At 38.2% G+C, this 15,225-nt stretch carries 14 protein-coding genes and 2 pseudogenes; 12 read left to right on the top strand and 4 right to left on the bottom strand.

The genetic code is table 11. The annotated features are described in order from the left end of the window. Positions 1-53: 53 nt before the first annotated feature. From VB713_RS24655 to VB713_RS24645, 3 genes and pseudogenes are all read left to right on the top strand, one after another. Positions 54-650 (top strand): annotated as a pseudogene (locus VB713_RS24655) (malto-oligosyltrehalose synthase); the annotation flags it as partial. Positions 651-800: 150 nt separating this feature from the next. Next, entirely contained in the window at positions 801-2,309 is a 1,509-nt protein-coding gene (locus tag VB713_RS24650; RefSeq protein WP_323314130.1) for a trehalase family glycosidase, read from the top strand. A gap of 1,157 nt (positions 2,310-3,466) precedes the next feature. After that, positions 3,467-4,099, top strand: a complete 633-nt coding sequence (locus tag VB713_RS24645; RefSeq protein ID WP_323314129.1) for a type I restriction enzyme HsdR N-terminal domain-containing protein — start codon at positions 3,467-3,469, stop codon at positions 4,097-4,099. Positions 4,100-4,154: 55 nt separating this feature from the next. Here the strand turns inward: VB713_RS24645 and VB713_RS24640 are convergent, their stop codons facing one another. Then, positions 4,155-4,712 carry a Uma2 family endonuclease gene (locus VB713_RS24640; RefSeq protein ID WP_323314131.1) on the bottom strand — a complete coding sequence of 186 codons (558 nt, stop codon included), beginning with the start codon at positions 4,710-4,712 and terminating at the stop codon, positions 4,155-4,157. 434 nt (positions 4,713-5,146) lie between these two features. Here VB713_RS24640 and VB713_RS24635 point away from each other — a divergent pair, with 434 nt between their 5' ends. The 4 genes and pseudogenes from VB713_RS24635 to VB713_RS24620 all read left to right on the top strand — a co-directional run bounded on the left by VB713_RS24635 (position 5,147) and on the right by VB713_RS24620 (position 6,648). Continuing rightward, a complete protein-coding gene (locus VB713_RS24635) occupies positions 5,147-5,374 on the top strand; it encodes an AbrB/MazE/SpoVT family DNA-binding domain-containing protein (protein WP_015213385.1) in 228 nt (75 codons plus the stop codon). Further along, on the top strand, positions 5,371-5,763 hold the full coding sequence (locus VB713_RS24630) for a type II toxin-antitoxin system death-on-curing family toxin (RefSeq protein WP_323314128.1): 393 nt from the start codon (positions 5,371-5,373) through the stop codon (positions 5,761-5,763). The genes VB713_RS24635 and VB713_RS24630 overlap by 4 nt, the downstream gene beginning before the upstream one ends. Positions 5,764-6,017: 254 nt before the next feature. Beyond that, the gene (locus tag VB713_RS24625; protein ID WP_323314127.1) at positions 6,018-6,308 is read left to right on the top strand and encodes a nucleotidyltransferase family protein; all 291 of its coding nucleotides are present in this window, start codon (positions 6,018-6,020) and stop codon (positions 6,306-6,308) included. Further along, positions 6,274-6,648, top strand: a pseudogene (locus tag VB713_RS24620) (DUF86 domain-containing protein). Before VB713_RS24625 ends, VB713_RS24620 begins: the two are co-directional and overlap by 35 nt. Before the next feature lie 105 nt (positions 6,649-6,753). Here VB713_RS24620 and VB713_RS24615 read toward each other — a convergent pair. After that, on the bottom strand, positions 6,754-7,638 hold the full coding sequence (locus VB713_RS24615; protein WP_015213381.1) for a DUF1186 domain-containing protein: 885 nt from the start codon (positions 7,636-7,638) through the stop codon (positions 6,754-6,756). Between the two features lie 398 nt (positions 7,639-8,036). On the opposite strand from VB713_RS24615, the gene VB713_RS24610 reads away from it, so the two are divergent. The 4 genes from VB713_RS24610 (at position 8,037) to VB713_RS24595 (ending at position 13,187) form a co-directional block, all read left to right on the top strand. Then, positions 8,037-9,749, top strand: coding sequence for a DEAD/DEAH box helicase (locus tag VB713_RS24610; protein WP_323314126.1), 1,713 nt, complete (start codon positions 8,037-8,039; stop codon positions 9,747-9,749). 472 nt (positions 9,750-10,221) lie between these two features. Beyond that, on the top strand, positions 10,222-10,641 hold the full coding sequence (locus tag VB713_RS24605) for a four helix bundle protein (RefSeq protein ID WP_323314125.1): 420 nt from the start codon (positions 10,222-10,224) through the stop codon (positions 10,639-10,641). Between the two features lie 93 nt (positions 10,642-10,734). Beyond that, positions 10,735-11,775: a hypothetical protein gene (locus VB713_RS24600; protein WP_323314124.1), complete on the top strand. Its 1,041-nt coding sequence runs from the start codon at positions 10,735-10,737 to the stop codon at positions 11,773-11,775. Between the two features lie 278 nt (positions 11,776-12,053). Beyond that, positions 12,054-13,187 carry a hypothetical protein gene (locus tag VB713_RS24595; protein ID WP_323314123.1) on the top strand — a complete coding sequence of 378 codons (1,134 nt, stop codon included), beginning with the start codon at positions 12,054-12,056 and terminating at the stop codon, positions 13,185-13,187. A gap of 651 nt (positions 13,188-13,838) precedes the next feature. On the opposite strand, the gene VB713_RS24590 is transcribed toward VB713_RS24595, so the two are convergent. After that, positions 13,839-14,204, bottom strand: a complete 366-nt coding sequence (locus tag VB713_RS24590) for a VOC family protein (protein ID WP_323314122.1) — start codon at positions 14,202-14,204, stop codon at positions 13,839-13,841. Positions 14,205-14,441: 237 nt separating this feature from the next. Next, positions 14,442-14,630, bottom strand: a complete 189-nt coding sequence (locus VB713_RS24585; RefSeq protein ID WP_323314121.1) for a hypothetical protein — start codon at positions 14,628-14,630, stop codon at positions 14,442-14,444. Between the two features lie 231 nt (positions 14,631-14,861). Here VB713_RS24585 and VB713_RS24580 point away from each other — a divergent pair, with 231 nt between their 5' ends. Next, a complete protein-coding gene (locus VB713_RS24580; RefSeq protein ID WP_323314120.1) occupies positions 14,862-15,143 on the top strand; it encodes a hypothetical protein in 282 nt (93 codons plus the stop codon). Positions 15,144-15,225: the final 82 nt, after the last annotated feature.

Below are 15,225 nucleotides of genomic sequence, written 5' to 3'. Positions count from 1 at the left end.
TATCCCCATCAAGTCATTGATTTGTCTCGGTTCTATGTTTATTCAGCAACCCCTATGGTATTTTCAACTCCCTTTCTCAAACTCTATTAAAAATAGCCGCCCCTGGCGTACCCGACTTTTACCAAGGAACTGAACTTTGGGAACTCAGCCTAGTTGATCCAGATAACCGCCGCCCCGTAGATTTTGAACAGCGACGCGCTTATTTCAGTGCAATTCAACAGCAGATGAAGAGTGACATTCTGGGCTTAATTCAGGAATTACTCACCGAGAAAACCGATGGTAGAATCAAACTATTTTTAACAGTGCAAGCCTTGAAAGCCAGAATCGATTATCTGCAATTATTCCAAGATGGTGAATATCTACCATTAGAAATTCAGGGAACCCACGCCAATCACATCATCGCCTTTGCCAGACAGCAAGACAATCAAACAGCGATCGCGATCGCGCCGCGTTTTCTCACCAGCCTCATTCAACCTGGGGAATATCCCTTAGGTGATTCAGTATGGCAAGATACACATCTGCAATTACCCAAAGGAACTTCCGCAACCTGGAAAAACCTGCTAACTCAGCAATCCTTACAGGTTACAGAAACATTATCCATTGGCGCAGCCCTGGCGCATTTTCCCGTAGCTTTATTAGTGAGTAATTAACCAACCACAGAGGCGCAGACAATACAGAGAAAGAATCCTCCTCTATTCTCCTCCGCGCCTCTGCGCGACGGCAGTCGCTACAACAGGAGGAACCCCCGCAACACGCTGCCTCCTCTGCGTGAGAAAAAAATTCTTAATTTTGAATTCCTTATGACTACACAATTGCCATTTACCAGCAAACAAATTGACGCTGTACGAACATATATCAAAAAAACCTGGAAAACCTTAACGCGATCGCACGAACACTTACTGCAATCTATCAAAGATGCCAAACTAGAACACAAACCAGGTACTCCCTGGATTATTTACATTTCCCCTAGAGAAGATTGTCCCAATGTTCAGTCTGTCTTAGAGCGATCGCTTTCAAAAGAAGATATCCGCCAAATTGAAATTCGTACCCTACCCCCCGAAGCCGAAGCCATCGGAGAACATGGTTTACTATATCTACCAGGCCCTTACGTTGTCCCTGGTGGACGCTTTAATGAAATGTATGGCTGGGACAGCTACTTTATTTTACTGGGGCTGTTACGTGATGGCGAATGGGATTTAGCCCAAAGTCAAGTTGATCAGCTACTTTACCAAGTACAGCATTACGGCACAATCCTCAATTCCAACCGTACTTATATGCTGTCGCGATCGCAACCCCCAGTCCTCAGCCTGATGGTTTTGGCAATGTTCCAGCACAGTCAAGATGAAGAGTGGCTGAGGTCAACAATACCGCTTTTAGAACAATTTTACTATTACTGGGTAGTACCGCCCCACCTCAACCCCACCACAGGTTTATCACGATATTATGCTTTAGGCGAAGGCCCAGCGCCAGAGGTTTTATTTTCCGAACGAGATGAAGAAGGTAAAAGCCACTATGAACGAGTTAAGGAGTACTACCAAAGATTTGAAATTGAAGATTATGATGTCAGCCTCTACTATGACCGAGAGACAGACGAATTAAGCAATTTGTTTTACAAAGGCGATCGCACTATGCGCGAATCTGGCTTTGATATCAGCAATCGCTTTGGGCCTTTTAGTATCGATATTATCCACTATGCGCCTGTGTGTCTCAACAGCTTGCTTTACCAAATGGAACAAGACTTGGCGCAAATCAACGATATTCTAGGTAATGAGCAACTAGCGCAACAATGGCGAGATCGCGCAGATGTGCGACGCGATCACATCGATCAATTTCTCTGGGATGAAGCACAGGGACTATATTTCGACTATAACTTTCAAACCGAAAAACGCCGCCACTACGAATTTGCAACTACCTTCTATCCTTTGTGGATGGGAATCGCGTCGGAAGTGCAAGCCAAACGTATAGTAGAAAATCTCTCGCTATTTGAAGCACCAGGGGGAATATTTACTAGTACCCGCGTCACGGGTAACCAATGGGATGCACCTTTTGGCTGGGCACCCTTAACATTAATTGCAGTCCTTGGATTGCATCGTTACGGGTATCATCAAGAAGGCGATCGCATTGCTCATAAATTCCTGGCTATGGTAATTAAAGAATTTGAGCGTCGCGGTATCTTAGTAGAAAAATACGATGTAGAACGCTGTTCCGCCAACGTTTCCGACGAAATCTGCTTTGGCTACAGTTCTAACGAAGTCGGCTTCGGTTGGACTAATGGTGTTGTGCTGGAACTCTTAGCAACCTTGAGGTAAGTTTTTGTAGGGTGGACACTAGGCTAGGCTGCTTAACGGGTGACAAGGTGGTTGAAGTCTATCAAATATCCATTAATTTCAAAGCACTACTATCATTTGGTCTAGCCTTAAGATACCTGTCAGTGATAGCTAAATTGCTATGACCTAAAGTATCCTTAATCAGCACCGGGTTTACCCCCCTTTCTTGGTTGTAATCGTAAATTAATTAATGGCACTCCTGTTAAACTTTTACATCGTCGAGGAAGACAAGTTCAACTCGTTGGATTATATTTTCCTGTTACCCTTTCTTGGTATTATTTCAAACGCGAGAATGGTCAGTTTGTGAAAAGATAGCTCCCTTGCCTCTTTTTGAATCTATCCCATATCATTTCGGCACACCTCACAAAGTCCGTTTTCAAGGTCTTTGCTATCTGCAAGACAGCCATAACATAACTCAAAGCGATCTGTAAAATTCTCTAAAATTTCTCCACTATTACAGTCATATTTTCGACACGCAGTGTTAGTAATATTTCTAACAAGAGATTGGGTTTTTTCTTTGCCTAACCAACCAAAAATCTGTTCAAAGTTCCATTAACTCCAAGATTTCGTTAAGCATATAACTACCAGAATGATTAGACATTTTTTCTCCTATAAATCCATTAATTGAGATTGAGATATTTTAAAAGCTTGACATAATTCAGCTAGTTCATTTCTTCTTTTCTTTTAGCTATTTGATTAGCAATTGATTGGCAAGCTTTGCTGTTCTGTCTAAGGGGTAAATTTTTAGTAAGTTTACTAAACTTTTGATGTACTGTCATATCCAACTTCCCAATTTACGCTATCTATAATCTTAACTGAAAACAGTTGATTTGATTTATACTATGATTTACTAATTAGTTTTGTCGGTTATTGAGGCGCGACAATACTACTTTAAACTAAAATTTAGTTAGATCACCCGGATTTCTCAGCAAAATTCTCAAACCCTTAAAAAATCTGGATTCTGGAGTTTCACACTACATCAAAAGTCAACCCCGTAAAAAATGCCTGAAACCGATTCTCTATCCGGGTTATACAAATTGCGATTACATTGTTTGTGAGAAATAAGGGAGTAAAGGTTTCAGGGTTAATAGCTTTTTTTGTACACTTGAGCCTAAAATTTCGTCAGGAGAAATATCAAGATGGTTCAATCTATTGCGGCCAAGGATGTGACGCTACGGGAATTAAAGCAAAATTTTGGCATTCAAATCGTTCAAGATGCTACTTTTTTTCCTGAGTGGTTGGATGGGCTTGAGGCTTTGAACGGGGAAGAGCAACATTTATTAGATCGGGTGAAGGCTAATTTTTTAGAATTGATGGATGATCCGCCAATGCTAGAAAATACGGTGAAGATGGTGGTACTTGCGCCCTTGTTAGATTTAGCTGGTTTTTATCATAAACCGTTTAGGATTGAAACAGAAACGGGTGTGGCTTTAGAAATGGAGGATGAAGGAACGATTATTCGGGGGCGGATTGATGTTTTGGTGTTAAAAAATCGGCTTTGGTTGTTGGTAATTGAATCAAAACGGAGTGATTTTGCAGTGACACGCGCAATTCCTCAAGCTTTGGCTTATATGTTGGGTAATGAGGAAACTGTGCTACCAACCTTTGGCATGATTACCAATGGTAATGAGTTTTTATTTTTAAAGGTATTGGAACATAAATATGCTAATTCGCGGCTGTTTTCTTTGGTAAATCCTGATAATGAGCTTTATAGTGTATTACAGGTATTGAAGCGTTTGGGGATGGAGGCGATAGCGTTCAGCGCGACATAGGAATCGTCTATGTTTGATAATGTCTGTCGCTAGGCATACCACAGACATGATTAAATTAAAACCCTTTTAGTAAACGTTGAATAGAAACTTTAATTTCTGGAAATGCTAACGGAGATATTTCACCTAAAGTCAAGGTTAATTCTTGGGAATAATCAGCATTTATTGGCTCTCTAAACACTTTTACTTGTTGATTCTTTAAATCTACTACCCAATATTCAGGAATTGATGCAGCAGCATAGGTTTTGCGTTTTACATCTAAATCTTTATTCAGGGTAGTTTTAGAATATTCGATTAACCAAAATATATTTTCAGGATAAGGATGGCGACTTCGATAAATAGCACGCTGTGGTTCAACTATTGCTAAATCTGCTTCTGGTTCTGAATTACTTTCACCAATAGTAATAGGTTTTGCATCTCTTACCAACGCTTTTGAACCGAGTAATTCCCGCAGATATTCAGCAGAATCAGTATTAATTTGTGCGTGTTCTGGTCCTTCCGGTGCCATGTTGATAATTTCTCCATTTAGTAGTTCAACCTGACGACTAGCTAAAAGGCCAATTTCAATCATGCGATGATAGTCGTCTAAACTCCATTTAGCAGTAGTAACTGTCATGGTGAGTTTTCCTTGCATCCAGGGTGTGACTTTCATTTTAAGCTCAAAATTCAATACAAAGATGAGACATTAGGTACTGTGAAGGGGTATCACTGCCGAACTGGATAATACAACCCATCTTCAACCTGAAATTTCCACCCCAACCCACTAGTGCAGGTTGGCGGAAGGCAAAAATTAAAAGTCAAAAGTAATATGGAGTAAGTTTTTTAGCGATTGAGAATGGTTGGTTTACTTACGCCGCAGTGTACTAGGATCTGCGTTATTTAGAAGAATGTGATCCATGGATCACATTTTTGAGTTGCTTTGGGAGCAAGGCTTGTGTGTACACCGTAGCTGCCGATAGCAGAGCGCGTGGCGTAAGCCGGGAGTTGCTCCCGTTGGGAATTTAAGGCTAAGATAGTAGTTACACTCGTAATTACATAGGCGAAAGTTTAATGATCCAAACCTTAAAGTTACGCAAAATTGGTAATTCAGTAGGGGTGACTTTTTCTAAGGAGTTGTTAGAAAAACTCAATCTTTCCGAAGGAGATACCATATTTGTGACGGAAACTGAACATGGACTCCAGCTTAGTCCTTATGATCCTGAGTTTGAGAAAGCAATGGCCATCTATCGGCAAGGTAGCCAGAAGTTTCGTCAGGCATTGAAGGAACTCGCTAAGTGAATGAACCAACCTGGCTAACTGAACAGATGGTGCTTGCTATCCATGAGGATTTGATTTCTCAGTATGGTGGGTTATCTGGGGTGAGAGATAGCCCTAATTTAGCAGCAAGTTTAGCCCGTCCCCGGCATCGGTTTTCCTATCAGCCGGAAGTTTCGCTCCTGGAATTAGCAGCGGCTTATGGTTTTGCTTTGTGTAAAAATCATCTGTTTGCGGATGGCAATAAGCGTACAGCTTTTATGGCGATGTATGTTTTTTTGGGTGTGAATGCTTATGGTTTCAATGCACCAGAGCAAGAGATAGTATTAGTGATGGAGAGTTTAGCATCTGGGGAAATTGACGAAAATGCTTTGCAGGTTTGGTTAGGAAAATATGCTGGTGAATTGCTATGAATAACTTGATGCGATAAGTAATGCGACAGAATTAATTACAACAAGCGATTTTTCTGTTCCCTGTTAAGTAGGTGGACGTGAGATAACCAAAATGTGTGAAGAAAAGTAAATAAACCCTTTTTCCCCCTGCTCCCTGCCCCAACGACTATTTTTAACGCCAACCTACTTAAGTGTTCCCTCTTTCAACGAGTCAATTTAATTGTGTCCGACTATTTCCGATTTATTAGAGTGAAAAATGTTTGAGGATTAAAAAAATGAAACGAGAAACTTTAATCGCTTTTTTAAAAGCTCATGGGGCAGAAATTCGTGGTTATGGTGTAAAGTCTCTGGCTTTATTTGGTTCGGTAGCAAGGGATAAAGCCACGGCTAAAAGTGATATTGATTTATTAGTAGAGTTTGAGGGCAAGGTGACGTTTGACTGTTACATGGACTTAAAGTTTTTTCTGGAGGATAGTTTGGGATGTCCCGTAGATGTAGTTAGCAAGAAGATGTTAAAGCCTCAAATTAGAGATGCTGTTGAAACAGAGGCAATCTATGTCTCGTAGTCTCAGACTATATTTTGAGGATATTTTGAACAGTTGTCACAAGGTTTTGCGTTATACAGAAGGTATCAGCTATGACCAGTTTTTTGAAGATGAGTTAAGGTTTGATGCTGTGCTGCGAAATCTGCAAATTATTGGCGAGGCAATTAAGCAAGTACCAACAGAAATTAGAAATCGTTATCCTACGGTAGAGTGGCGAAAAATAGCAGGTTTAAGAGATATTTAAGCTCATGCTTATTTTAGTCTCGAAAATGAAACGATTTGGGACATTGTGCAAAATAAAGTTCCACTTCTGCAAGAACAAATTGAGGTTATTTTTCAACAAGAATTTGGCGATGGTTAAATTTTTGAGGAGTTGGGAATTTAAAATTAGAACTAAAGTTTTAGGGAATAGGAAACTTTATGTTCCCTTTTTTTTGTGATCTTGAAAAAACCAAGTTCAAGAAAATTAACCTTTCTTCGATCTATTTTTTCGACGAGATTCTTTCTGCATTTTTTTCTTTTTATCAACTTGACTTTTATTTTTATTTAATGTTAGAGTAAACCCCTTCACACTAATCGGAGAATTATCTTTTTTATTCGGCTTATCTGCTAGAAAGCAATTCCAAGACTCCATTTCTAATATTGTATCATTAATCAAAGTATAATGCTGTTTGTTATGCAGTTTCTGTAAGGCTGCTTCCACACCCATTTCTAGAGAATTATTGACATTATTTTCATTTACAAAAAACCTTTCCATTAAATCTTCTTCAAAAGCTCTATCTATATGCTCTTTAAGTTCAATAGCACAGATATCACAACTATTAATCACTAATTTATTCCACATATGGGAATTATCTTTTTCCAGCTTGCTTAAAAAAAGTTCCTCAAAATATTGGACGACCTGTTCTCTAGAAATAATTTTTTGAACAAGCAATATTACTAAGGATTTTAGAGCAGCACCTCTAACAAATTTATTAACCGCTGGATTTTCTACCAGTTGCTTAATAGGGTCAAGATTTCCGTGACTGATAGAAGCAAGAATTCTACCTAAATCTTCAGTTACCACATCTCCGGTTACATCTAGGGAAATATCCCCCGGAGTCGAAAAAAAATCGACGATGATAGGATAAGATTTAGATTCTCTAAATTGTGCTAGTAAAAACAGGGAATAAATATGTAAGAAATAATCTGGTTCTTCTAATAAATCTTCTAGATTATTTTTGCTTTCTTCTAAAGTTGCTAATAACAAAGGAGTAATGGCTTCCTGTTCTTGAATGGCTCTCTCTAAAGCCAAACGGGGGAATTTACCAGTGTTATTTTCTAGTTCTGATAAAATTTCTTCTAGTTGCATTTTCAAGCTAAATTGTTGGCTGACATTAAAATCATATACTAATGATTAGGCAAAAATTAAGTAGAATGGCGTAAAAAAAACCGTAGACGCGGAGCGGCTTCTCGGAGAGTAGTATGTAACCGAAAGTAAAGTTGCCCAAAAAGATCTTCCCTTCTGCCTTGTTATCACGACAATTTTCAACACTGGCCTACTTATTGGTAGCTAATGACTCATCCTCAAATCACCAAATAGGCACAAGTGTCCTGGAACAAAAATTTTCATCAATTTACGTGGTTTGAGGACGTTGAAATTGGTTACAAATTATCAAAACCAACATCTCGTAATTGAATTTAGTGTAAAAACTCCCTAAACTGACAAAAGGTATTAGTCAGGTCAAAAGGGCTCGCTCTGAGTGCATTATGAATCAAAATTATACATTTAAATTTAACTCCTCCACAGCCTTAGAAGCACTCAAAGCAGGTAAATACGATCGCCTGGACTTTTACGAAGCACGTCTAGACCTATTTAAACTCTCGGTCATGGCAGACTATGACCAGTTAGTGTGCCTTCCCACCCTCACTGCTATTGACAAATATTGGTATCAAATTGAAACAGCCCGCAAGGTGCTGAGACAACTTGGTGGACGGGCATTATTAGCAGATGAAGTGGGTTTGGGCAAAACCGTTGAAGCCGGAATTATCTGTGCTGAGTATTTAGCTAGAGGCATGGTACAGTCCCTACTCGTACTCACTCCTGCATCCCTCGTTTCTCAGTGGCAATTAGAATTAAGTGAAAAATTTAACATTGCCACTATTACCACAGATAACCGTGACCCCCAACAACCCCTAGAAGATTTTTGGACACAGAATCCCCGCATTATCGCTTCACTCAACACGGCTAAATCTGCCAAGCATTTTTCTCATGTCACCGGTCGCACCTGGGACTTGGTAGTTGTTGATGAAGCACACCACCTCAAAAATCGCACGACTCTTAACTGGAAGTTGGTAAACGCCCTGAACAAGCGGTTTATCCTCATGCTGACTGCAACCCCAGTCCAGAATTCGCTGATTGAACTATTCAATCTCCTGACTCTACTGAAACCAGGTTTATTGCAAACAGAAGCTGCGTTTAAAAAAGAATACGTTGATTCCAGAAATGGACGTATTCCCAAAAATCCGGAAAAACTGCGTTCCTTGATGCGGGAAGTGATGGTACGCAATACCCGCGCTTTGGTAGATGTGAAGTTACCAAAACGATTTGCTACTACAATTACGGTTGCACCTGCTGCTGGTGAACAGAAACTTTACCAAGATTTGAGTGATTATCTGCGTTCTTCTGAAGATAAGTTAGACAGACTTTCCCGAACTAATTTGTTAATGCGGGCTGGTTCTTCTCCTGGTGCTTTGGCTGATTCTCTCAAACAATTGACTAAACGCATACCTGATGATGAAGAATTGAAGTCTTTAGCTAAACGTGCTGCACAGGTAAAGCAGGTGGAGAAAGCGCGAGTATTGGTAGAAATGCTGTCCAAATCTCGTCAAAAAACATTGGTTTTCACTACTCACAAAGCCACCAGTGAATATTTGGCTAAAACTCTGTCAGCAGCAAATATTCCCTTTGCAGAATTTCAAGGGGGGATGTCCTTAAAAGCCAAAGATGAAGCGATCGCTGCTTTTCGGGATACTGTTTCTGTACTGTTAGCATCGGAAACAGGTGGAGAAGGGCGGAATATTCAGTTTGCAAATGCGATCGTAAATTATGATCTGCCTTGGAATCCTATGAAAATAGAACAACGCATTGGTCGTATTCACCGCATTGGCCAAACTCAGGATGTATTTATTTTTAACTTTTGTTTAAAAGGCAGCATTGAAGAATATATTCTGCGAATATTACATGACAAAATCAATATGTTTGAATTGGTGGTAGGTGAGATTGAGACAATTCTAGGGAATGTAGATGATGAATTTGATTTTAGTGAAATTGTCATGGAGATTTGGCTGAAAAATCAGAAAAAACCTGAATTAGATACAGCTTTTGACCAATTGGCAGATAATTTGTTGAAAGCGAAAGACCAGTATCAACAAGTTCAGGAATTAGATGAACAGATTTTTGGTGAAGATTTTGAGGCTTAGGGATTGGGGATTGGGGATTGGGGATTGGGGATTGGGGATTGGGGACTGGGGACTGGGGATTGGGGACTGGGGATTGGGGACTGGGGATTGGGGATTGGGGACTGGGGACTGGGGATTGGGGACTTGGGGATTGGGGACTGGGGACTTGGGACTTGGGGATTTTAAGTAATAGGACAGAATTAATTACACAACTGATTTTTCTGTTCCCTGTTCCCTGTTCCCTCTTTTAACAAGTGAATTTAATTTTGTCAGACTTTTTATACAGATGGAAAATCCAGGGGAAACGCATCTAAATTATCTTGACAAAATACAATTTTGATGTATCAACGAAGAAATCTTAATTTATCGTTTGATTGATTTTTTTGGAGTCATGGTGATTGATTAAAGTATTGTCAATAAGGAGGCATTAATGCGAATTTATAGGTCGTTATTGAGATTCAATTGTCCTTATTGATAAGATGCGTTTCCCCTGATGGAAAATCGAGGTTTTGAATCTTTGGATTTTTATCAGGATAGTTTAAAACTACTCAAAGCGGCTTATAGACTAGCAGATGTTTTGCCAGACTATGAACGTTATAATCTCAGTGATCAATTGCGCCGAGCATCCTGTAGTGTATTACTGAATATAGCTGAAGGCTATGGGCGTTATCACTATCTAGACCGCTTACGTTTTATGTATATTGCTCGTGGATCTTTAGCAGAAACTAAAAGTGCTTTCATCATCGCTGAAAAGATTGGATTCTGCACAACAGAACAATTAGCTTGGGTAAATCAAATTGAAGCACAGATTGAAAAAGGTCTTAATGGGTACTGTCGCTTTATTCGTTCTCAAAAACAAGGTGGAGAAGAGTATGGAAAACAATATATTCGAGAACCAGTAACTAAAGATTAGAAATTAGTATTTTACCACCACTTTTATACTAAGTTATTCTCAAATCCCCAGTCCCCAATCCCCAATCCCCAGTCCCCAGTCCCCAGTCCCCAGATGTTATCAGATCCAATTATTTCCACGTTAGAAAAAATTATTGCGTTACATGATGGTATCGCAGAACCAGCTAGTGAACATACTTTGAATGTTTTACTAACTGAAAATTTAGCGTCACTGCTATCCCTACCAGAAGATGTTACATTTACAACAAAAGCTGATGTATCTCAAAGTGTTTTTGTTACTTATCATTCCGAAGTATTAAATAAATTATCTGATTTATTATCTACTACAGGACAAGTTAGTGCATTAGGTATTAAATATGATGGATTCCTCAAAAATACGAATTTTGATAAGCTGCTTACGGAAAGATTTGTGGCTCAAAATGGCTTAATTAAATTTGTTGATGCTAAACCAGAAATCACCCGTTATATTTTATGTAATGTAGCTTACACAGCGAATGCTGAAGAGAAAAGAATTGGTTTAGTTTCCTTTATTATCAATGAATTAACGGGAGTAACACCAGTAGAAATTGGTGATGCTTTATTTTGGGAAGCGGATAGAATTGCAGTAGATGAACAAGATTTAGGATTATCACTACCAATTGCTGATTTGTTAAAGTTAATTGAAAACCGCAGCGAAATATTAGTTAGTCAAACCTTAGAAAATTGGCAGGCTAAATTAATTAGAGCAAGAACTAGGGATGAAGAGCGACTCAAGGATTATTACAACACAATCAGTGCCGAAATTCTTAGGAAGATAGAATCTAAAGGTTTGATAGATGCCGATAAAGATAAGGAATTAGCAAGAATTGAAGCAACAAATAAAGAGTTAGAGAGAAAGTTATTGGATGTAAAGGAGCGTTATAAAATGAGTGTGGAGGCTTGGTTACACAGTTCCATGATTATCCATTTACCTACGGTACATATTCAATTCTCTTTACAAAGAAAGAAAGCGAAACGGATTGTCACAGCAGTTTGGAATCCTTTTACTAAAATTATTGAACCATTGCGTTGTGAAGTTTCTGGTGAACCTGTTTATAATTTTTATTTAGATGATGCAGATGCTAAAATTATCTCTTCGACTGTTTGGAATAAATGATTTATATGTCAAATCCCAAGGGACAATTTTTTCTAAAATCAAAGTTAATATACAACGAACGTTCTGATTTGATTTATAAAGTAACTCATGAAGGCTAAATATGGAGTTTATGGAATGATTTGGGTTCACATTTTTTGGGGATTGCTATATAGCGATTCGATTTAATTTTTGGATTTTGGATTTATTTATGAATAGATTATTTGTTAATATCGGGAATAGGACATGAACAATTAAGATATACCCAATACCCAATGCCCACTTAATAAAAGAGGATAATTATGAGTGAATACCAGTATTATGAATTTCAAGCTTTAGATAGAATACTAACAAAAGTTGAACAAACTTACATTGAAAGTCTTTCTAGTCGAGTGGAATTATCACCAACAAAAGCAGCTTTCACTTATAGTTACGGTGACTTTCGGGGCAATCCCCAAGATTTGTTAGAAAAGTGTTTTGATGTCATGTTGTACATGGCTAACTGGGGAACAAGACAGCTTTTATTTCGGTTGCCGAAAAAACTGGTAGATGCTACTTTGATTAAGCAATATTGTGTAGATGATTGTATTTCTGTTTCTAATACTTCAAATTATCTAATTCTTGATATCAATATTAATGATGAAGAATATCGAGATTGGATAGAAGGTGAAGGGTGGCTGTCTAATTTAGCATCACTGAGAGATGAATTACTACAAAATGATTTCCGGGTTTTATATTTGGCTTGGTTAAAAGCGAAAACTAGAGTATGCGATGATTATGAGCTATCTGAAGATGAGTCAGATGTGCTAGAACCACCTGTACCTGCCAATCTGAAAAAGTTGTCGGACTCGCTACAAAGTTTTGTTGAGTTTTTTAAGGTTGATAATGATTTGATTACAGTAGCAGCAAAAGCTAGTAATTCTACACAGGCAGAATTTACATCTTTAGAAGCATTAATTCCCACTTTACCAGAAGCAGAACGCAACGAATTTTTGGTTAAAGTCCTCAAGAATGAGCCATTAATTGGAGTTCAATTAGCAAAAAGATTGAAAGAATTATCTAATAGTCAACTTACTTTAGTTCAAGGTAATAGTAATAGACGATTGCTCTTTCAACTAATAGCTAGTGCGGAGGATTGTAGCAAACTTCGCCAAGAACAAGAGCTTAAAGCGGCAAAGGAAGCAAGAATTCGTCAATTGTTAGCACTAGTTCCCAAGGAAGCCAAATTATGGGAGGAGGTTATGAGATTAATTGCTCTCAAACAATCTAAACCCTATGATGATGCGATTGTACATTTGAGAAATCTACGCGATTTAGCTGAACATCAAGGACAGTTAGAGCAGTTTAAGTTACGCGTTCAGGAAATGCAAACAGATTACAGCAATCGTCCTGGTTTACTTTCACGTTTACAAAAGGCAGGGTTGTTAAGGCTTTAATTAACCGCCGTCATGAAGCTTATCGTTTATTGATAGGAAAAGGCTGTCTCTCTCTAACTGATAGATATTATGTAAGTTTTGTGACAATATAATAAGTACCAAGACAGAATTAATGACATATTGATTATTGACCGGAAGAGGCAGGGGGAACAAGCCCCGTTGTTATAGGACACGCTTATACGGAGCAGAGTCCAATCTCCGTCCCGGTCTTCCCCCTTGTTCCCTGCCCCCTGCTCCTTTTCCTCTTCGTGACCAATTCTTTACCAGTCAAGGATTTCAGCCCCAATTTTTGTGTAATTACTTTTTTCCAATTACTTAAAAAGCGTCATACCAACAGAGTTGGGGGGTAGAAAAAATTGGCGCACAAAATTTATCTTTGGGAAATTTGTGCGCCATGGCGCACAAATCAATCCGCAAAGAAAATTCACTCAATGACAAATTTTCGGAAACTGACGCAATAATCAGGGGTTTAGCCATCATGAGTTAGCTGAAAAGCCGACTGTATCAACTTCTTGATTTTATGGCGGTAAATAAGTATACACAAGAAAAGCAAAATGTATTGCGTTTTGTAAAATGCCCCAAACTCAAAAAGATTATCGGGTAAGCTTTTCGCACTAAAACCAATGGGGTATTTTTTTATTTGGAAGTTCCTTATTCACGGGTCAGCAGTTCCAAGTTATGACCATTGGGGTCATAGAAGTAAAAACCTCGACCACCTTTTCTGTGATTAATTTCACCTTGATGTTGGTGCATAGGGTCGCTACTGTATTCCAAACCCATTTCCTTTACCCGTGCAAAGATAGCATCAAATTCTTGATCTGTAACATGAAAAGCATAGTGGTGTGACTCAAAATTTTCTCTATTATCAAAATCAAAGGTCAATTGATTATTTACACGCACAACAGCAAAGTGAGCGAGGGGAGGTTCTACCTTTAAACCAAAAATTTGGGCAAAGAACTGTGCAGATGCTTCCTTATCGTGTGCCAGTACTATGGTGTGATTAAGGGTAATTGTCATTTTACACCTCTGGTTTTAGAAAGTAATTAATGTCAGCTATGTATAAAAGTTAATAGTGACGATGTTTTGTACTAGTCAATTTTTGAAATTTCTTCTATCTTACAGTATGCCAAAATTATTTGTTAGTTGACATAAAATCAACCAAGTTATATAGCGAATAATTTATAAATGTCAAGACTGTAATCAACAAATTGCTATTGATACAAATTCACCAATTTAACCAAGCTGCATAACAGCTTAATGTCCCTGATAAATCCACTCGCGACCGACTTTTTCAGCAGCTTCTGGAGTGTAATAAAGTTTGCGTTCCCCAAACACTTCACCACCAGCACTAATTAACCGGAACTGCCAACAATCCGAGTCTGTGTAGAATACCAACAAGGTAACATTTTCAATAATAGTAACTAAATGAACTTTAGTTGACATGATATATAGTTTTAGTTTTCTGCCGTAATCAAAACATATTTACTCAAAAACTATTGTTTCCTCCCATTTTTCAGGAAAAATAAGAAAATGCCCGAAATTACAGAATGCGTTAGTACAATCTACCATCAGAACGACAATTAGCAACTTCAATATTATCCACCAGATAGATGAAAATTATGAATAATTTTGTCAAGTTAGAGTCAAAGCAGGTTATCTTCTGGAATTAGAAAAATGACTAAATTCATAGATTTTGATTTTTATCAAATTGATATCAGATTATTTTTAGAAGATATGACCCCAGCGCAAGCAGAGACTTTATTAGGGGGTTATTGCGAATCTTTACAGGATTATCCCTATATTTATTTAGGCGATAATAAGCCAAAAAAACAAACTATAGGTAGAGATAATAAATACAGCAATCAGAAAATTAACACTATAGATAATTCCAAAAAAACTTATTTCAACGGAGTCCTTATACCCACAAAAGAAAACACTGTAGTTATATATGGATAACATCGAAAAATGGAGCTTATATTAGCATATTGCAATTATCTCAATTCAGAAGATATACTGCAAATGGCTAATAGCTATACTT

The organism is Anabaena cylindrica UHCC 0172 (assembly GCF_034931625.1).
Classification (GTDB): domain Bacteria; phylum Cyanobacteriota; class Cyanobacteriia; order Cyanobacteriales; family Nostocaceae; genus Anabaena; species Anabaena cylindrica_A.
The sequence above is the reverse complement of the archived record's forward strand: the minus strand, read 5'-3'. Positions and strand labels throughout refer to the sequence as shown.